Genomic DNA, 17712 nt, shown 5'->3' with positions numbered 1-17712 from the left:
AGCGTTCCAACCACCTTACGCGGATGGCAAAGGACTCACACTTAATTAAGGTGATGCGTCTGCTCTTAAACGCCGCCGATGAGTGCCGCCAGCCTGAAGGTCACCTCCACAGCCCGCCCCGGCAGCCGTCTGGCCGTTGAAGTAGCGATTCCAGCCGAACGCAGTCAAGCTAGTTACGAGGCGGCGATCTCACAGCTCAGTCGCAGCGTGAATTTGCCTGGATTCCGCAAAGGCAAGGTGCCTCGCTCCGTTCTCATACAACAACTTGGCGGACTACGCATTCGCGCGACCGCTCTCGAAAACCTTGTGGACGCCATCTGGCGGGACACGATCAAGCAGGAAACGATTGAAGCCTTAGGCCAACCCGAAGTCGATGGCGGCTACGAAGCCCTGCTGGAGTCTTTTGAACCTGGGAAACCCCTTTCCGTCACCTTTGAATCCGATGTGGCTCCCACCCCAACCCTGAAGGCCACCAAGGGCCTGAAAGCAGAAGCGGAGAGCGTCAGCTTCGATGCTGCAAAAGTGGATGAAATGCTCGAGCAGTCACGCCGTCAGCTCGCCACTGTGGTCCCTGTCGAGGGTCGCAAGGCTGCAGAAGGCGATATCGCTGTGGTGGGTTTTAAGGGCACTTACAGCGACGACGGCAGCGAGATCGAAGGCGGCAGCTCCGAATCGATGGATGTGGACCTCGAGCATGGCCGCATGATCCCCGGCTTCATTGAAGGCGTTGTGGGGATGGCCATTGGTGACAGCAAAACCGTGGCCTGCAATTTTCCTGAGGACTACCCCAAAGAAGATGCGCGCGGACGCAAGGCCAGCTTCGAGATCGAACTGAAGGATCTCAAGACCAGAGAACTTCCCGACCTGGATGACGACTTTGCCAAGCAAGCCAGCGAGCAGGAAACTTTGGCTGAGCTCCGCACCGACCTTGAGAAGCGTTTAAAGGATGACGCTGAGCGCCGTACCACTAGCAATCGACGCGATGCCCTGCTCGCAGCTCTCGTCGAGCAACTTGAGGTGGAGCTGCCCGAAACCCTGGTTCAACAGGAAGTCCGCAACCTGGTGGAACAAACCGCCGCTCAATTCTCTCAACAGGGAATGGATGTGAAATCCCTCTTCACTCCTGAGCTGGTCCGCAACTTGATGGAGACCTCACGCCCAGAAGCAGAGGAGCGTTTACGCCGTAGTCTTGCCCTCTCAGCCCTGGCGGAAGCAGAAAGCCTCAAGATTGAGGACCCAGAGATTGACGCCAAAGTAAAGGAGGTCAAAGCTGAACTCTCCGGTGAGCGTGACATCGACCCCAACCGTCTCCGTCAAGCCGTCATCGAGGATCTACTCCAAGAAAAACTTCTCGGCTGGCTTGAAGCAAACAGCACCGTGAGCGAAAAGGCCCCTGACAAGGGCAAGCCGAAGGCCGCCGATGCCTGATCGGCGGCCATAGATTGCATTCATCTGTCCCCCCGCTCGCCGCCGCGTGATCAACGCAAGCAGCCACCACCCGATCGAAAACCGCTGGCGGGGAACCCTTCCCGTCTCCGCTCACACCACGTATGCCTCTCCTGGGGTTCCCACTGTGGTTGAGCAATCTGGGCGTGGTGAACGCTCCTTTGATATTTATTCCCGTTTGCTCAGAGAGAGAATCATCTTTCTGGGAACCGACGTGAACGACCAGGTTGCAGATGCTCTGGTTGCTCAACTTCTTTTCCTAGAGGCCGAAGACCCTGAGAAGGACATCCAGGTGTACATCAATTCACCGGGGGGCTCGATTACAGCAGGTTTGGCGATCTACGACACGATGCAGCAAGTGGCTCCAGATGTCGTCACCATCTGCTATGGCCTCGCTGCCTCAATGGGAGCATTTCTGCTCAGCGGAGGATGCAAAGGCAAACGCTTAGCCCTGCCCAACGCCAGAATCATGATTCACCAACCCTTAGGTGGTGCCCAAGGTCAGGCCGTGGACATCGAAATCATGGCGCAGGAAATTTTATTTCTTAAGGAAACCCTGAACGGTCTGATGGCGGGGCATACCGGCCAGCCGCTCGCCAAAATCACAGAGGACACCGAACGGGACTACTTCCTTTCTCCAGCAGAAGCGGTTGAATACGGATTGATCGATCGTGTTGTGGACAATCTCGGAGGCGAAGGAATCATTACGGGGGGCTGACACAGCCCACTTTCCCAACGATCCTACGTACTCAGTCCGATCCCACTCCGACCGGTTCTGTCTTTCCGTTTGATGTGTCCAGAGCCCGATGGCCAAATTTGACGCCCATCTGAAGTGCTCTTTCTGCGGAAAGTCCCAGGAGCAAGTGCGCAAGCTGATCGCAGGTCCTGGGGTTTACATCTGTGATGAATGCATCGATCTCTGCAACGAGATTCTTGATGAAGAGCTGATCGACGCCCAGGGAAATCCCCGTCAAGGCGCCGAACCTTCCAAAAAAACTGCTGCAGGCGGCACGCGCAAAACCAGCAAACCTGCCCCAACGCTGGCCACGATCCCCAAACCCCAAGAGATCAAGGGTTTCCTCGACGAACAAGTTGTTGGTCAGGAGGCGGCGAAGAAGGTGATGTCTGTAGCTGTCTACAACCACTACAAACGCCTGGCCTGGCAAGGCGACGGCCAGGGGGAAGCCGCCCAAACGGCCACCAGACTGCATAAGAGCAACATTTTGTTGATCGGTCCAACCGGCTGCGGCAAAACGCTACTGGCCCAAACCCTGGCGGAAATGCTCGATGTGCCTTTCGCCGTTGCCGATGCCACCACCCTCACAGAAGCTGGCTACGTCGGAGAAGACGTTGAAAACATCCTGCTACGGCTGCTGCAGAAAGCCGATATGGATGTGGAACAGGCTCAGCGAGGGATCATCTACATCGATGAAATCGACAAAATCGCTCGCAAAAGCGAAAACCCCTCGATCACACGCGACGTGTCTGGGGAAGGCGTTCAACAGGCCCTTTTGAAAATGCTGGAGGGCACCGTGGCCAACGTGCCTCCTCAGGGTGGTCGCAAGCATCCCTACCAGGACTGCATCCAGATCGATACGAGCCAAATCCTGTTCATTTGTGGTGGAGCCTTTGTCGGCCTCGATGACGTGGTGCAGAAACGCATGGGCCGCAATGCCATCGGCTTTGTGCCGAACGATGGAAGGGGGCGCAACCGCGCCACCCGCGATATCCAAGCTGCCCAGGTGCTCCGCCATCTCGAACCCGATGATCTGGTCAAATACGGCCTCATCCCAGAGTTCATTGGGCGCATGCCTGTGAGCGCAGTGCTTGAGCCCTTAGACGAACACGCACTTGAGTCGATTCTCACCGAGCCACGCGACGCTCTGGTGAAGCAATTCAGCACTCTCTTGAGCATGGACAACGTGCAACTGGACTTCGAAGCCCAGGCCGTTGAGGCAATTGCAAAAGAAGCTCACCGTCGCAAAACAGGAGCCCGAGCCCTGCGCGGCATCGTGGAGGAGTTGATGCTTGATCTGATGTACGAGCTTCCCTCCGATCAAAACGTGACTGCCTTCACGATCACCAAAGCCATGGTCGAAGAACACACCGGTGGCAAGGTGCTTCCTCTCCCCGGCACCAAGCAGCACAAAGAGTCGGCTTGAACGTCACCCTGAATGGCTGCCGCTGACCATCTTTCAGTTCCACGCCAACACGGTTTATTTCTGCATCACGGCATCGATCTTGGCGATGGCACCATCGCCCATTACCTGGAGGGACGAGAAATTCTGCGCAGCCCGTTGGAGGAGTTCAAACGCGGGTTAGAAACCAGCATTGTGGAGCATGAGAATCCATCTCCAGCGGGCGTCACACTGCGGCGCGCCATGAGTCGCATCGGCGAACAGCGCTACAACCTGCTCTTCAACAACTGCGAGCACTTCGCCAGCTGGTGCAAAACCGGCCGACATCAGAGCGGGCAAGTGGAGAACTTCCTGCACACCTCCAGCCTCGGCGCTTTGGCAATCGGCCAGCTGATGCCCGCAGCACTTCTCACGGGACTTCGATTGCTCCTGAAGCAAGGGTTGGTGAATGAACAATCCCGAGATCGCGCTCGCCGCGGCCTATCGCAGCTCAAAAAACTCCGTGAAAACTTGCTCACCCAGCTGGAAGGCAAGCTTGAGCAGGCTGAGGGATGGATCCGCGGCGGCCCCAACAATGGCGCCAGCGATCGCTACGGAGGACAGGGCAGAAAGCTACTCAAAGCAGGGCAAAGCCTCGCCGATGAACTCGCAGCCTTAGAAGAACTCGAGCAACGCATCAACGATTTGCTCAACGAGCAACATGGGCCTTCCATCAGCGATCAAGCTGAGTAACCTCAACGTCTTGCGGGTAGTGCATGAGTCAGGCCTATCAGCCGCTGCATCACAAATACCGTCCTCAACGGTTTGATCAGCTGGTGGGTCAGGAGGCGATTGCCGCCACCCTCGGCCATGCCCTCACCTCCGGACGTATCGCACCGGCCTATCTGTTCAGCGGCCCGCGCGGAACCGGCAAAACGTCCAGCGCCAGAATCCTGGCGCGCTCCCTCAATTGCCTCAGCCACGACGGCCCAACGCCCCAGCCCTGCGGGACTTGTGAGCTCTGCAGATCGATTGCACTGGGCACAGCCCTGGATGTGATCGAGATCGATGCCGCGTCCAACACCGGTGTGGACAATATTCGCGATCTCATCGAACGCTCCCGGTTCGCCCCTGTGCAAGCGCGCTGGAAGGTATACGTGGTGGATGAGTGCCACATGCTCTCCACAGCCGCATTTAATGCGCTGCTGAAAACCTTGGAAGAGCCACCGCCGCAGGTGGTGTTCGTGTTGGCCACAACCGATCCCCAACGGGTGCTTCCCACAATCCTGAGCCGCTGCCAACGCTTTGACTTCAGGCGGATTCCCCTCGAGGCTTTGAACTCGCACCTCGCCTGGATTGCCGAGCAGGAGGCGATCCCGATCCAACCAGAGGCCCTGCATGTGGTGGCCCAACGCGCCCAAGGAGGCCTGCGCGACGCAGAAAGCCTGCTTGATCAGCTCAGCCTCCTCCCGGGACCGATCAAGGCGGATGCGGTCTGGGACCTCTTGGGAGCCGTTCCAGAGCAAGAGCTTCTCAACCTGGCTGAAGCACTGGCGGAGGGAGAACCGCTCACGCTTCTGGAGGCGAGCAGACGCCTGCTGGATCGTGGCCGGGATCCCGGTGCTGTACTCCAGGGGTTGGCGGGCATTTTGCGCGACCTGGTGTTGATGGCTGTCGCACCGGACCGCCCAGAGCTCACCGGGGTATCACCACAATTTCGAGAGCAGTTGCCTGCACTCGCGAAACGCCTAGGCCGTCAGCGACTTCTGTACTGGCAAGCACAACTCAAAGGCAGCGAACAGCAACTGCGTCAAAGCGTGCAACCAAGGTTGTGGCTTGAAGTGTTGCTGCTTGGCCTCCTTGCTGACGCCGAGCTCCCCGTTGCAAAACCCAGTTCTGCAGCACCGGACAGCAAGCCACCAAGCAGCGCTCAAGCAAGTAATCCTCCAGCCATCAGCACACCGGCGGTCACCAACACAGCTCCAACACCTGAAACACCAGCACCATCACCCGTCAGCCTTCCCAACACGAGTCCGCAAGCGGTCGTGAGCTCAGAGCCTCCTCCAACGCCGCCATCAGCGCAAGAGCCAGACCCTGACAGCCACAATCTGGCTGAACTATGGCAACAGATTCTCGCCAGTCTCGAGCTCCCCTCCACCCGAATGCTGCTGTCACAGCAGGCGCAACTGGTCCGACTCGATCCCCATCGCGCTGTCGTGCAGGTGGCTGGAAACTGGATGGGGATGGTGCAAAGCCGGGCCAGTTTGTTGGAGCAAGCCATCAAACGTTCCATTGGCGGGAACCGACAACTGGTTTTGGAAAACCACGGTGGCGCAGCCCCGATGGCCTCAACACCAGCCGCCGCCGCAACGCAAGCATCACCATCCACGCCGATCACCGATCCAACGGCGTCTCAGGCCCAGCCTCCTCAACCAGCGCTCTCTCAACCAGCGCCGACTCAACCGAAGCCAGTATCTCAATCGCCGGTCGCGATGCCTGCAGTGCAAACACCACCGATCACTCCGGCGGTAGCGCCTGCAACAAGCTCACCGCCCGCAAGCTCGAAACCCCCCAGCGTCGTCTCAACAGAGATCTCTGGACCGGGCTCGCCATCCATGGGCTCGCCAACTCTCCCTCCAACAGCGGACGTGAGCCCCCCTTCAATCATGGATGAAAAAGTGAAGCGCTTTGCCGACTTTTTTAACGGTCATATCCTGGATGTGGAACTGGACAATGACTAAACCGTTTCAACCGTCAACGCTCAGGCTTTGACCGTCTCTTCAGTCCCGCGATGGCTGGTTTTTGCCCAAACCAATGTCTTGGGAAGCACTGCCATCCGCAACGTGACCCAGGGAATGACAAAGAACCAATGGCTGAGGTAGGCAATACCCAACAGCAATGAAAATGGATCGGGTTGAGGTAGGGCAGGGCCTTCGCTGAAGCGGCGGCACGCTCTCCAATACGCAACGCCTGACACGCCAAACGCGACGATCGACAAGGGCCAGTAAGCCGGTGAGGTCCGCGTAATCACACTGGTGACCAAGTCGGCAAAGGAGAGAACAGGGAGAGCGTACTGAAGCAAGAAAAAGCAAGCCAGGTCACGTCTCTGACCGACCGTTAGGCGATTGGATAGCAACCCCGGCCAGTAATCAAAGAAGCGCTGCAACCCTCCTTCTGCCCAACGTTGTCGCTGCTTCCAAAGCGCCGAAATGGACTCCACCGCTTCTTCTCGCACCGGTGGATTCCAAAGCAGCGTTGTGCGCGCACCCTGGAGCAAAAAACGAAAACTAAGGTCCAGGTCGTCCGTGACCGTGTCCTCATTGAAGCCACCGCAGGCTTCCAACACATCACGACGCAGCAACTGCCCGTTGCCACGAAGTTCAGACACCCCTCCGCCCAACAGGCGCCCCTGCTGAATCAGCGCATCAAACGCCATCTCCATGGCCTGGACCCGCGTCAGCAAGTTGGTATCAGCATTCGTCACCGCTTTGCGCATCTGCACCCCAGACCAATCACCCATCACGGCGATAGGAATCAAGCGTTCCAGTTGGTCGTCACTGATCTGACCATCGGCATCCAGCACGAGAATCCACTCCCCACTGCTTTGAGCCAACGCAGCATTTAACGCACCCGACTTCCCTCCACCTGCATTGCGCTGCCGGCGAATCACGTTCAAGTTGGGGTACTGAGGCTTCAGTTCATCCAACAGATCTGGAGTTTTGTCTTCGCTGCCGTCATCAACAATCCAGGTGGTGAGTTGGCCCGCTGGATAGCGAAGTGCTCCCAGGCGTTCCATCAAACGTGCCACCACAGCCTCTTCATCCCTGGCCGCCACCACCACGTCCACGTTGGGCCAAGAGGCAAGGCTGTCGACTACGGCGGGTTCTACAACCGAAGAGGAGTCTGTACTTGAGGGCTCATCCCCATCAATTGCAGGCGTGCCATTCGCGGGACTAGCACTCTCGTCAGAGCCTCGAAGCGTTGTGCTGAGGGAATACCCACCCAGCACGAGCGCAAGCGTGAGCGAAGGGATGAGGCTCCTGGAGGGATCAAGCCAATGGGGTGCGGCTCCAGCGCAACCGCAAGCCACCACAAACAGGGCTGTCTTGCCGCGCCGGCGGTCGCCTGTCCCTGCGGCCAACACCCTGTCACCATTCGAAGTCATGGGACTTTAAGGGGCCTGACCAGTTAGGGAGCTCGCCGACGGCTGAACCGCAGTCAATGTTGTGCCCGGGTAGTAGTGGCTAAGGATCCGTTCAAAGCTCCAACCCCGAGCCGCCAAATCGATGGCACCAGCTTGCGAGAGGCCCACTCCATGACCAAATCCTCCACCGTTAAAACGCCATCGATCGGGCCCAAGTTTCTCAATCACAAACAATGTGCTGGGAAGGCGACGCAGGGTGCGACGGATGCCATCCAGCTGCAACAGAACCGCCTCTCCATCACCCGTCATCTCGATGTCGAGAGCAAGCACTCTTCCACTCGCACCTCTCTTCTCAACTCTGAGATCATCGGGGACACCAGAAGGAAGACCAGCTGCACGTAAAGCCTGGGCCACTTGGCCAGCGCTATAGGTTCGCGACCAACGAAAACGGGGGTGATTCGTGCCATAGGCCCCCTCGCTGCGCGCCAGCAAGCCACTCACGGAGGAGGCGTCCTTCATTGGCAACGCCATTCCATTGACCCATGCCGCTGAGCCGTCGGCACGGGCCTGAACGTAAGGAAGTGAGTCCATCGCCCAGGCCTCATCTCCTCCAGCCATCACTCCACCATTACTGGCGTGATACCAGGCTTGAATCGGCTCGCCATTCCTAGTCAACACTTGTCCTGACGTGGCACGAATCGCCTGACGCACAGCAGCACTGGCTTGACGGGGATCGCTGTACACCTGGCACTGCGTATCACTGCAGAGGTGATAGCCATCGATTGCAAACCGATGGCTATTCGCCAGGGCCCAGGTGCGCGCCAACACCGCCTGAGCCTCGAGTGCCGCCCTGGGAGATCCGGCGCCAATTTCGTGAGGAACCACCCCCTCTAAATAACGCTCCAGCGGAACTTGTTCGAGCAATGTCCAACTGCCGTAGGCATCCGGCTGAAGACGAAATGGGCCACGCAGAACGCCTCCCTGCCAAAGAAGACCGTTCGGAGCCGCCAGCATCAGCGGACCCTGCAACGTGCGTCCACCCGATGGGCCCTCCAAGACGACTTTCATTTCCGTTTTCACCGTGCGCATCCATCTCCGCACCGAGACCCCTTCAAGCGGCTCAGCATCCATGGGTGCCCACACCTCCCAGTCGCCGGGATGGGCGACACGGGCAACCACACCTTGATGACGCCAACGATTGGCAATCCGTTCCGCTGATTCAAAACTGGCGAAGGGGCCAGCAATCTGGCGTGCAATCTCCACAGGTTCCGCCAAAGGAGCAAGTCGCCAGCTGAGACGCAGCGACCTTGCCTCTGCAACCTCCGCTCCAGATGCATCCCTCAAACGCAGGGACTCCTGACCAGCACTGTTCAAAGTGAGCAAAGGCCCGGACTGTTGCGTGGTGGTGCCGCGGCCGAGGTGATCGTCCAGTGCCACCCATAAAGGGGCTTCATGGGCCTTGGGCGGCAAAGGCACCGAGCGATGGGTCACAACGACAGAAGGACCCGACTCGAGAGGCGCTTCTTGAGCGCGGCAGCCGCAAGCGATGGCACTCACCAACGCCAAAGGCACTACGACCCGGCACTTCAGCCAGCCAATGGGAGGAGTCAAGGACACGTCCGCTGCAACTGGATTCAGCATGACGCGGCTTGAATTGATTGGCTTTGAGGAAGGCAACGTTCTATTGTTGTTGCTTATGCCGCGTGCTGCCTAATCCATGCCCAAGCTCAAGACCCGCAAAGCAGCCGCCAAGCGGTTCAAAGCAACAGGCACTGGCAAGTTCATGCGTCGCCGCGCCTTTCATAATCACCTTCTCGATCACAAATCGCCAAAACAGAAGCGTCATTTGAAGACCAAGGCTGTGGTGGATCGCACCGATGAGGAACGCGTCACTCTGATGATTCCCTACGCCTGAGCTCAGCCCTGAGTCCTGCCAGGTGGTAATCCACGCAGGACATATTCCCTCAACTTCTCCACATCTGATTCATGGCTCGCGTCAAGAGAGGCAATGTTGCCCGTAAACGCCGCAATAAAATTCTCCGCTTAGCCCGTGGTTTCCGCGGCAGCAACGGAACACTCTTCCGTACCGCAAACCAACGCGTCATGAAGGCGCTTTGTAATGCCTACCGCGACCGTCGTCGTCGCAAGCGTGATTTCCGCCGTCTTTGGATTGCACGGATCAACGCTGCTGCACGGTTGAATGGCGTGAGCTATAGCCGCTTGATCGGTGGTCTCAAGAAAGCTGATGTGCGGATCAACCGCAAAATGTTGGCCCAAATGGCTGTTGTCGATCCTGCGAGTTTCGCCAACGTTGTGAATGCCACTCAGGGTTAATGATCAGTCCCCATTGGGACGTTTCTTGGGTCTGACATGAATTCCTTGCTGCCTCAGACCTATTTGTTGGGCCTGATCGGCCTCTTGGCGATCGTCGCTGTGGTTGTCGGTCGCCAATTTTTACGTGTTCGTCGCGACGAACAAAGTTTGCTCAAGATGGAGCAAGACAAGGTCGCGTCCTCTAAAGACGCAGGTGCTTTGTATGAGCTGGCATCGGTTCAATTGCGCAAGCGTTTGTACCCGCAGGCGATTGTGACCCTGCGCCAAGCGGTCAAAAAGCTCAACGACGAGCCCGATGAAGCACGGGCGCTCATTGAGAATGCCCTGGGCTACGCGTTAGCAGCGGAAAAAGATTTTACGACTGCCGTACGCCACTACAAATCAGCTCTTCGCGCTAAAGAGAATTACCCAGTAGCAATAAATAATCTTGCTTTTGCGCAAGAGCGCTTATTAGAAAACGAGAAAGCTTGTGCCCTTTATCGCCAAGCACTCGATATTGACCCTAAAAACAAAACTGCACGCAAGCGGTTAAAACGCTTGGAACGTGCAGCTTCAAAGGTCAAAAATTCGAGTCAAGCCTCACCAAAGGGCCCTGATGGGCGCGGATTCTGAAACAGCGCAGCTTCCTGAAAGGTCAAGACGCCCACCGGGATTGGTCAGCCTTGGAGCCACCCATCCAGCCAATGAAAAGTCCTGTAATCCTAAAAATCTCCCGCCAATTTCCAAGTCATCGGTGAGCTCAGGAGATAAGGGCAGAAGGTCAAGCTGATCCGATTTGGCATTGAGATTGCCCTGAACAGGCGTTGAAATCGAGCCGATGCGCATTTCACCGCGCAAGTCCACCATCTGGCCCATTGGCCTCAAACGGGTCAAGGTCAATTCCACATCCACGGTGGAATTTGACGTGAACGAGGTGTAATTTCCGCACCACTGGCGTGGCAGGGTTGCAGCGAGATCAGCAGCGCGGGCAACAGGATCAAAACTCTCAACAGATCCCTCAAGTTCGAGAGGTATGGCTAGTTGTGAACTATCAAACGATTGGGAAGACTCAAACGGTGCCTGAATCTCAACCGGTACGTCCATGACGGGAGGAACGGGCATGCAAGCAATAGATGATTTGCGCAGGGTAGAGCGGTTGCGGCCTGCTTGGACCCCATCACGATCCGGTTCTCCAACCAAACCGCAACTGACCACTATGAATCCGACCCACTCTCAAGACGATGCTCTCCAAATTGGAGGACGCACTTTCAGCAGCAGACTGATCACCGGGACGGGCAAATACCCGAGCTTGGAGGCCATGCAGCACAGTCTGCAGCGCTCAGGCTGCGAGATGGTCACAGTTGCCGTACGACGGGTTCAGGCCGTCGCTGAAGGGCATGCAGGGCTGATGGAAGCGATTGACTGGTCACAAATCTGGATGCTCCCCAATACGGCGGGATGCACCAACGCGGAAGAGGCCGTGCGGGTGGCCAGGCTCGGCAGGGAGCTCGCCAAGCTGGCGGGTCAGGACAACAACAATTTTGTAAAACTCGAGGTCATTCCAGACAGTCGCCATTTGCTGCCCGACCCCTTTGGAACATTGGAAGCAGCAGAAATGCTGGTGAAGGAGGGCTTCACAGTTCTGCCCTACATCAATGCCGACCCACTGCTGGCCAAACGCTTAGAAGATGTGGGCTGCGCCACCGTGATGCCGCTGGGATCCCCCATCGGATCAGGTCAGGGATTGCGCAATGCTGCCAACATTGGCCTGATCATCCAGAACGCCACGGTGCCGGTGGTGGTCGATGCGGGAATTGGCGTGCCCAGTGATGCGGCCCAAGCCATGGAGATGGGCGCGGATGCGGTGCTTATCAACAGCGCCATTGCTCTTTCTGGACAACCTCCTCTGATGGCAGAAGCCATGGCCAACGCCGTTCATGCAGGGCGCCAATCCTTGCGGGCTGGCCGATTGCCAACCCGCCCAGAAGCCTCTCCAAGCTCCCCTACCAGCGGCCGGATCAACAGCTAACAAGGAACAATCTGCCCATCAACCCATTCACCGCCTCGATGCAACAAAACATCTCGGGACGTAAAGGAACATGAAGGAGCAGGGGCGCAACAGCGATCCAGTCCATAAGGTCCCGTTCAGTTGTAGCTCAATCCATGCAGGTCACTGAAGAAGATGGCGGTCGCCTCAATGCCTTCGCCAAGGAACCTCGTATGGAAGTGATCAGCGACGGCGCCTCTCTCAGCAACAGCTCTCGGCTTCTGATCATCACCGGCGCAGTGCTTGTTGTCTCACTCATTGCTCTGTCCGTAGCCGTCAGCTGAAAACCCTGTAGTAGCTTGCGAGAAATCAGCGGCTTGCTCGCTTCAGCAGGAGTTTGGGGTGAAAGTTCTCGTTTTAGGTGGTGACGGCTTCTGCGGCTGGCCTTGTGCGGTGAATTTGGCCGACCAAGATCACGATGTTTTGATCGTGGACAACCTCAGCCGTCGCAAGATCGACATCGACCTTGAAGTGGAGTCGTTGACGCCGATCGTGAGCATCGGTGAACGTCTGAAGGTGTGGGAAAGCATTGGCGGAAAGCCCATGCGATTCATCCATATGGACATCGCCCACGAATACCAACGGCTCCTCGACCTGATCATTGAAGAGAAACCGGATTCGATCGTGCACTTCGCCGAACAGCGAGCTGCGCCCTACTCGATGAAGAGCAGCGCCACCAAGCGCTACACCGTTGACAACAACGTGAACGGCACCCACAACCTGCTGGCCGCGATCGTGGAATCGGGCCAGGACATCCATGTGGTCCACCTCGGCACGATGGGTGTGTATGGCTATGGCTCCCACCGTGGCGCCACCATTCCTGAGGGCTACCTGAAGGTGGAAGTGCCCCAGCCTGACGGCAGCCGTTTTGAAGAGGAAATTCTTCATCCGGCCAGTCCTGGCAGCGTTTATCACATGACCAAGACGCTCGATCAGTTGCTGTTCCTCTACTACAACAAGAACGACAAGGTCCGAATTACTGACCTTCACCAAGGCATTGTTTGGGGCACCAACACCGAGGCCACGGATCGTGATCCGCGCCTCACCAATCGCTTTGATTACGACGGTGACTACGGAACGGTGCTGAACCGCTTCCTGATGCAAGCAGCGATCGGATATCCACTCACCGTGCATGGCACCGGCGGTCAAACCCGCGCCTTCATCCACATCCGTGACTCGGTGCGTTGTGTGCAGCTCGCGCTCGAAAACCGCCCAGAGAAAGGCGAACGGGTCAAGATCTTCAATCAAATGACCGAGAGCCACCAGGTGGGCGAATTGGCCAAGAAGGTGGCTGCTTTAACAGGTGCTCAGGTCAACAATCTTCCGAACCCCCGCAACGAAGCCGTTGAAAACGATCTGATCGTGGACAACCGCTGTTTCATCGAGCTGGGCCTTAAACCCACCACCCTTGATGACGGCCTGTTGAAGGAGGTTGTGGAAATCGCCACGCGCTATGCGGATCGCTGCGACCGGAATCGCATTCTCTGCACATCGGCCTGGACCAAGACGCAGGCCCAAGCCATCGGCAACGCCTCCTAATCGGGACGAACCCTTGAAAATCGCCTTTTTTACAGAAACATTCCTCCCCAAAGTCGACGGCATCGTGACCCGGCTCACCAAAACGGTGAAGCATTTGGCGGATGCCGGAGACGAGGTGGTGGTGTTCTGCCCAGAGGGCGCACCGAGTCATTACATGGGAGCCAAGGTGGTGGGGGTTCCCGCCATGCCCTTGCCGCTCTACCCAGAGTTGAAGCTGGCCTTGCCGCGGCCTGCTGTCTCCGAGGCCATCGATGTCTTCCAACCAGACCTGATCCACGTGGTCAACCCAGCGGTTTTGGGCTTAGGGGGCATCTGGCTCGCCAAGACCAAATCCATCCCCCTCATCGCCAGCTACCACACACATCTGCCGAAGTATCTCGAGTACTACGGCATGGGCATGCTCGAACCCCTGCTGTGGGAGCTGCTGAAAGCGGCTCATAACCAAGCAGTCCTAAATCTCTGCACCTCCACCGCGATGGTGCAAGAGCTCAGCGATAAGGGCATCCAGCACACCGCCCTGTGGCAGCGGGGCGTGGATACGGAGTTGTTTCGGCCCGAGTTGCGTAGCCCCGCACTACGTCAACGCTTACTTGGTGGTTACGACGACCGCGGAGCGCTTCTGCTGTATGTCGGACGGCTGTCAGCAGAAAAACAGATCGAACGGATCCGTCCGGTGCTCGAAGCACTACCCGATACGCGACTAGCACTGGTGGGCGATGGTCCCCACCGACAGCAACTGGAGAAGCATTTCGAGGGAACCGCTACCACCTTTGTGGGCTATCTGGCTGGCGAGGAACTAGCGGGGGCTTATGCCAGCGGTGATGCCTTCCTCTTCCCCTCAAGCACAGAAACCCTTGGCCTTGTGTTGCTCGAGGCGATGGCAGCTGGATGCCCCGTAGTGGGCGCCAATCGCGGCGGCATCCCGGACATCATCAGCGACGGCGTCAACGGTTGTCTCTACGAACCGGACGGTGAAGATGCAGGGGCGGGGAGCTTGATCGAAGCCACCGGCAAACTGCTCGGAAATGACCTCGAGCGTCAAGCTCTGCGCAATGCAGCCCGTTCGGAAGCAGAACGTTGGGGCTGGGCCGGGGCAACAGAGCAGCTACGCGGCTTTTACCGCCAGGTGCTGTCCTCAGAAATCTCCTCAGCGGCGTAAGTCAGTTCTGCTTGCGATTGCGGTTCCACACCTCAATCACTTTCTTAGCCATCGGCAGCGCATGCACTGAGCCTCCCCCTGGCGTGTTCTGAGCGAAGGCCACCACAACGATCTCCCCATTCGGATAAGGGGCATAGCTGGCAAACCAGGCATGATCCGGACCGCCTGTGCTGTCCTCTGCTGTACCGGTCTTACCCGCTGCAGGAGGAATTCCCTCCCCGTTCAGGCCATAGCCCGTGCCGTCTTCGACAACCTTGCGTAACCCTTGACGGATCTTGGCCAGGGTTGATGGCTTGATCGGCACCTTGGTGCGCCGCGATGGTGCGGTCCAATCCAAGCCTTGATCTGCCAGATGGGGTGTCACCAGCCAGCCACCATTGGCAAACACGCTGTAGGCCCGTGCTAGTTGCAGAGGGGTAATCTGCACCACCGACTGGCCAATCGACGCCGAGGCCATGTCCTCAGGGATCCACGGAGTGGATCCAGGCTCCGCCCAGCCGCGGCCTTCCTTCGCCCACTCTTCATCTCCAACGAGACCTACATTTTCCTCCCAACCAATTTCTATCCCTGTCTTCCGCCCGAAACCAAGTTGCGTGGCCGCTTTCTTGAGAGCGAGAGAACCCGAGCCCACCCCAACTTGATAAAAAAACGTGTTGCTGGAGAAGCGCAGGGCATCGGCGTAGCCAATCCGTCCAAACCCAGCGCCATTGTGATCAGGGAAACAGTGACCGCCATAGGTGATACAGGCGGTGGTGTTCAACTTGACCTCTGGAGGAAATTTGCCCGACGCCATTCCTGCCATTGCAGTCACGGGCTTCCATGTACTTCCAGGGTCATAAGCATTCATGGCACGGCTTAGTAGCGGCTTTTTGGGATTGGAAAAGAGCGCGTCGTACTCCTTCTGAGTGGTGACAAGTTTCGAGAAAAAATTGGGGTCAAAATTGGGCTTGCTCGCAAGGGCCAAGATTGCTCCGTTGCGAGGGTCCATGGCCACGATCGCGCCGCCAGGCTTATCAGCCAAAGCCTGCTCAGCTGTCTTCTGAAGATCAAGATCGAGAGTGAGCGTTAGGTCCTTACCGGCCACGGATGGACGATCGCCTAGGTGCCTTTGCACCTCACCCATGGCATTCACTTCAAGCATTTGCCCGCCCCACTTGCCACGCAAGTGGGACTCGTAGGCCGCCTCGACCCCGATGCGACCAATCCGATCACGAATCTTGTAGCCCCGATCCGCCAGTGCGGTGTATTCCTCCTCAGTGATCGGCTGGGTGTAGCCGAGAGTATGGGCTGCCAGTGTTCCGTGGGGATAGGCGCGCAGAATGTCCACGTCCACTTGGGCACCCTTCAGTCCGAGGGACTGCTCTCGGAAACGAAGCACCTGCTCGGAGCTAAGTTCACTGGCCAAATTGATGCGGTAGCCATTGCGATCCGGCCCCGACTGGCGGCGACGATCCAGGGTTGACGGGTTGAAATCCAGAAGAGTGGCAAGGCGATCGCGCAACTGCGGCCAGGCTGCGTCATCGACCAAGCGAGGCTCCACATACAGCGAATAGGTGAGCTTGCTGGAGGCCAAAACCCGCCCTTTGCGATCCAGCAAACGGCCACGCGTTGGCGATCTGGGTACGAGACGAATGCGGTTTTCATCCGCCAACTGCCTGTAGCGAGGACCCTCCAACACCTGCAGCCACACCAAGCGAGCGACCATGGCGCTACAAAACAACAGCACCAATCCGAACAAAACCACAGGCTGCTGGCGCAATCCGCTTTGACGCTGAGCGTCCCTTTGAGGAGAAGCGGAGCGAGTCATGCCCTTTAGCTCTCTAGCTCAAGCTGAGCTTCCAAAGCCCGAAGCCGCTGGGTAATCCTCGCCAGAACCTCATGCAACTGCTGCTCATCCTGTTCCAGTGAATTGCCTTCTTCCAGAACCTCGACCGCCTCTGCTGAAGGCTCCTCCACAGCTACCTGCACGGGCATCACTGGATTACCAAGCCCAGGACTCACTTGATCGAGTCGTTCACGCACATCCTTTGCTGCTGGTTCACCTTCATCACGCAACTCACGCAACGGATCCGAGACACCTGACGTAAAAGGCTCCACCACCTTGGCTGGACCTCCAGCCCGGACTCGCTCGACCAAAGCAAGCCCCACTGGCAAGACCTCCTGCATCAACGTCAGTCTCAGGGTGTCGAACGGTTGATTCTCAGCCATGAGCAGACCCGTACTCAGCGGACTCCAGTCTGCTCCGGAGGAGGCAAAAGTGTCGGACAACTTGAATTAGAGGACCCAAGCCACCAGCCACCAACACCTGCGAGCACCAACAACGCCACCGCTGGAGCCAAAGCGTGATGGGTGGCTTCTAACGAAAGCCATTCCCCCCACGAGCGCCAAAAACGGTCCCGAACAAAGCGACGTCGTTCCTTGGTTTCCTGCTTGGCTCGTCTCCGGTACGACTTCTCGACCCAACGCTCGAACGATCGCTTCTTGGTGATCGCCATCTTGCGCTCCACCTCAAGCAAATGCCCGGAGCTGAGCTCGGGATGAAACGTCCCGATGAGCTCCAAGCTTTTGAGAAACATCTCCACCGCTCCATCCTTGATCTCCCGATTGGAGTCATCCAGCAAGGTCCAGTCGAGCTCGGGATAAAAGCGACTGCGATTCGAGGCAATCTGCTCTTCGGGAAGCTGACCTGGTTCGCGCAACCAACGATCTGTATTGCTGTCAAAGCGACGCCAGTACAAGAAGGGGTTGATGTAGATCGTTTTCCCTGCCAACAGAATGCTGTCTTGCTGAAGACGGCGCTGAAGCTGGAGGTCCTGCTCTTGAGCAGCGGTCAAGGGATTGATGCCGGGAGCTAAGGGTATCGACGCTAAGGCTCATCCACCAGCCCCCTCCCAATATGTACGCAAGAAAAGTCAATTCTCCAAATCAATCAACTGAGTTTCTCACT

18 protein-coding genes are annotated in these 17712 nt (G+C 57.5%); 12 read left to right on the top strand and 6 right to left on the bottom strand.

What is annotated here, in order from left to right:
• Window positions 1-78: 78 nt before the first annotated feature.
• The 5 genes from tig to SIC18_RS03230 all read left to right on the top strand — a co-directional run bounded on the left by tig (window position 79) and on the right by SIC18_RS03230 (window position 6304).
• Entirely contained in the window at window positions 79-1428 is a 1350-nt protein-coding gene (gene tig / locus SIC18_RS03250) for a trigger factor (RefSeq protein ID WP_413430144.1), read from the top strand.
• A 46-nt stretch (window positions 1429-1474) separates the two neighbouring features.
• Entirely contained in the window at window positions 1475-2164 is a 690-nt protein-coding gene (clpP, locus tag SIC18_RS03245; RefSeq protein ID WP_048347650.1) for an ATP-dependent Clp endopeptidase proteolytic subunit ClpP, read from the top strand.
• An 88-nt stretch (window positions 2165-2252) separates the two neighbouring features.
• Complete coding sequence (clpX, locus tag SIC18_RS03240; protein WP_413430143.1) at window positions 2253-3608, top strand: ATP-dependent protease ATP-binding subunit ClpX; 1356 nt, start codon at window positions 2253-2255, stop codon at window positions 3606-3608.
• Window positions 3609-3620: 12 nt separating this feature from the next.
• Window positions 3621-4316, top strand: coding sequence for a lecithin retinol acyltransferase family protein (locus tag SIC18_RS03235; protein WP_413430142.1), 696 nt, complete (start codon window positions 3621-3623; stop codon window positions 4314-4316).
• A 23-nt stretch (window positions 4317-4339) separates the two neighbouring features.
• A complete protein-coding gene (locus SIC18_RS03230; protein WP_413430141.1) occupies window positions 4340-6304 on the top strand; it encodes a DNA polymerase III subunit gamma/tau in 1965 nt (654 codons plus the stop codon).
• A 20-nt stretch (window positions 6305-6324) separates the two neighbouring features.
• On the opposite strand, the gene SIC18_RS03225 is transcribed toward SIC18_RS03230, so the two are convergent.
• Window positions 6325-7728, bottom strand: a complete 1404-nt coding sequence (locus SIC18_RS03225; RefSeq protein ID WP_048347647.1) for a glycosyltransferase — start codon at window positions 7726-7728, stop codon at window positions 6325-6327.
• Window positions 7729-7734: 6 nt separating this feature from the next.
• A complete protein-coding gene (locus tag SIC18_RS03220; protein WP_413430140.1) occupies window positions 7735-9348 on the bottom strand; it encodes a SpoIID/LytB domain-containing protein in 1614 nt (537 codons plus the stop codon).
• A gap of 76 nt (window positions 9349-9424) precedes the next feature.
• Between SIC18_RS03220 and rpmI the strand changes: the two genes are divergently transcribed.
• The 3 genes from rpmI (at window position 9425) to SIC18_RS03205 (ending at window position 10653) form a co-directional block, all read left to right on the top strand.
• The gene (gene rpmI / locus SIC18_RS03215) at window positions 9425-9622 is read left to right on the top strand and encodes a 50S ribosomal protein L35 (protein ID WP_048347646.1); all 198 of its coding nucleotides are present in this window, start codon (window positions 9425-9427) and stop codon (window positions 9620-9622) included.
• Window positions 9623-9693: 71 nt separating this feature from the next.
• Window positions 9694-10041 (top strand): 50S ribosomal protein L20, encoded by a 348-nt coding sequence (rplT, locus tag SIC18_RS03210; RefSeq protein ID WP_048347645.1) that lies wholly within the window; start codon window positions 9694-9696, stop codon window positions 10039-10041.
• Window positions 10042-10077: 36 nt separating this feature from the next.
• Window positions 10078-10653, top strand: a complete 576-nt coding sequence (locus SIC18_RS03205) for a tetratricopeptide repeat protein (protein WP_048347644.1) — start codon at window positions 10078-10080, stop codon at window positions 10651-10653.
• Here SIC18_RS03205 and SIC18_RS03200 read toward each other — a convergent pair.
• Window positions 10621-11142: a hypothetical protein gene (locus SIC18_RS03200; protein ID WP_048348407.1), complete on the bottom strand. Its 522-nt coding sequence runs from the start codon at window positions 11140-11142 to the stop codon at window positions 10621-10623. The genes SIC18_RS03205 and SIC18_RS03200 overlap by 33 nt on opposite strands.
• Before the next feature lie 94 nt (window positions 11143-11236).
• On the opposite strand from SIC18_RS03200, the gene SIC18_RS03195 reads away from it, so the two are divergent.
• The 4 genes from SIC18_RS03195 (at window position 11237) to SIC18_RS03180 (ending at window position 14765) form a co-directional block, all read left to right on the top strand.
• Window positions 11237-12049 carry a thiazole synthase gene (locus SIC18_RS03195; protein WP_413430139.1) on the top strand — a complete coding sequence of 271 codons (813 nt, stop codon included), beginning with the start codon at window positions 11237-11239 and terminating at the stop codon, window positions 12047-12049.
• A gap of 134 nt (window positions 12050-12183) precedes the next feature.
• Window positions 12184-12351 (top strand): photosystem II assembly protein Psb34, encoded by a 168-nt coding sequence (gene psb34 / locus SIC18_RS03190; RefSeq protein WP_048347642.1) that lies wholly within the window; start codon window positions 12184-12186, stop codon window positions 12349-12351.
• A gap of 58 nt (window positions 12352-12409) precedes the next feature.
• Complete coding sequence (locus tag SIC18_RS03185) at window positions 12410-13606, top strand: NAD-dependent epimerase/dehydratase family protein (RefSeq protein WP_048347641.1); 1197 nt, start codon at window positions 12410-12412, stop codon at window positions 13604-13606.
• Window positions 13607-13619: 13 nt separating this feature from the next.
• Window positions 13620-14765 (top strand): glycosyltransferase family 4 protein, encoded by a 1146-nt coding sequence (locus tag SIC18_RS03180; RefSeq protein WP_413430138.1) that lies wholly within the window; start codon window positions 13620-13622, stop codon window positions 14763-14765.
• 1 nt (window position 14766) lies between these two features.
• Here the strand turns inward: SIC18_RS03180 and mrdA are convergent, their stop codons facing one another.
• The 3 genes from mrdA to SIC18_RS03165 are packed head-to-tail and all read right to left on the bottom strand — an operon-like array spanning window position 14767 to window position 17599.
• Window positions 14767-16572, bottom strand: a complete 1806-nt coding sequence (mrdA, locus tag SIC18_RS03175; RefSeq protein WP_413430137.1) for a penicillin-binding protein 2 — start codon at window positions 16570-16572, stop codon at window positions 14767-14769.
• Between the two features lie 5 nt (window positions 16573-16577).
• A complete protein-coding gene (locus tag SIC18_RS03170) occupies window positions 16578-16973 on the bottom strand; it encodes a hypothetical protein (RefSeq protein WP_413430136.1) in 396 nt (131 codons plus the stop codon).
• A gap of 14 nt (window positions 16974-16987) precedes the next feature.
• Window positions 16988-17599 (bottom strand): hypothetical protein, encoded by a 612-nt coding sequence (locus SIC18_RS03165; RefSeq protein WP_413430135.1) that lies wholly within the window; start codon window positions 17597-17599, stop codon window positions 16988-16990.
• Window positions 17600-17712 lie beyond the last annotated feature (113 nt).

This window comes from Synechococcus sp. Cu2B8-bc1011 (genome assembly GCF_047302735.1).
Classification (GTDB): Bacteria; Cyanobacteriota; Cyanobacteriia; order PCC-6307; family Cyanobiaceae; genus Synechococcus_C.
The sequence above is the reverse complement of the archived record's forward strand: the minus strand, read 5'-3'. Positions and strand labels throughout refer to the sequence as shown.

What these genes read in the sequence shown, in the direction of transcription:
- tig (WP_413430144.1), top strand. Translation starts at nt 79, where the DNA reads ATGAGTGCCGCCAGCCTGAAGGTCACCTCCACAGCCCGCCCCGGCAGC.
- clpX (WP_413430143.1), top strand. Translation starts at nt 2,253, where the DNA reads ATGGCCAAATTTGACGCCCATCTGAAGTGCTCTTTCTGCGGAAAGTCC.
- SIC18_RS03235 (WP_413430142.1), top strand. Translation starts at nt 3,621, where the DNA reads ATGGCTGCCGCTGACCATCTTTCAGTTCCACGCCAACACGGTTTATTT.
- SIC18_RS03230 (WP_413430141.1), top strand. Translation starts at nt 4,340, where the DNA reads ATGAGTCAGGCCTATCAGCCGCTGCATCACAAATACCGTCCTCAACGG.
- SIC18_RS03225 (WP_048347647.1), bottom strand. Translation starts at nt 7,728, where the DNA reads ATGACTTCGAATGGTGACAGGGTGTTGGCCGCAGGGACAGGCGACCGC.
- SIC18_RS03220 (WP_413430140.1), bottom strand. Translation starts at nt 9,348, where the DNA reads ATGCTGAATCCAGTTGCAGCGGACGTGTCCTTGACTCCTCCCATTGGC.
- rpmI (WP_048347646.1), top strand. Translation starts at nt 9,425, where the DNA reads ATGCCCAAGCTCAAGACCCGCAAAGCAGCCGCCAAGCGGTTCAAAGCA.
- rplT (WP_048347645.1), top strand. Translation starts at nt 9,694, where the DNA reads ATGGCTCGCGTCAAGAGAGGCAATGTTGCCCGTAAACGCCGCAATAAA.
- SIC18_RS03205 (WP_048347644.1), top strand. Translation starts at nt 10,078, where the DNA reads ATGAATTCCTTGCTGCCTCAGACCTATTTGTTGGGCCTGATCGGCCTC.
- SIC18_RS03200 (WP_048348407.1), bottom strand. Translation starts at nt 11,142, where the DNA reads ATGCCCGTTCCTCCCGTCATGGACGTACCGGTTGAGATTCAGGCACCG.
- SIC18_RS03195 (WP_413430139.1), top strand. Translation starts at nt 11,237, where the DNA reads ATGAATCCGACCCACTCTCAAGACGATGCTCTCCAAATTGGAGGACGC.
- psb34 (WP_048347642.1), top strand. Translation starts at nt 12,184, where the DNA reads ATGCAGGTCACTGAAGAAGATGGCGGTCGCCTCAATGCCTTCGCCAAG.
- mrdA (WP_413430137.1), bottom strand. Translation starts at nt 16,572, where the DNA reads ATGACTCGCTCCGCTTCTCCTCAAAGGGACGCTCAGCGTCAAAGCGGA.
- SIC18_RS03170 (WP_413430136.1), bottom strand. Translation starts at nt 16,973, where the DNA reads ATGGCTGAGAATCAACCGTTCGACACCCTGAGACTGACGTTGATGCAG.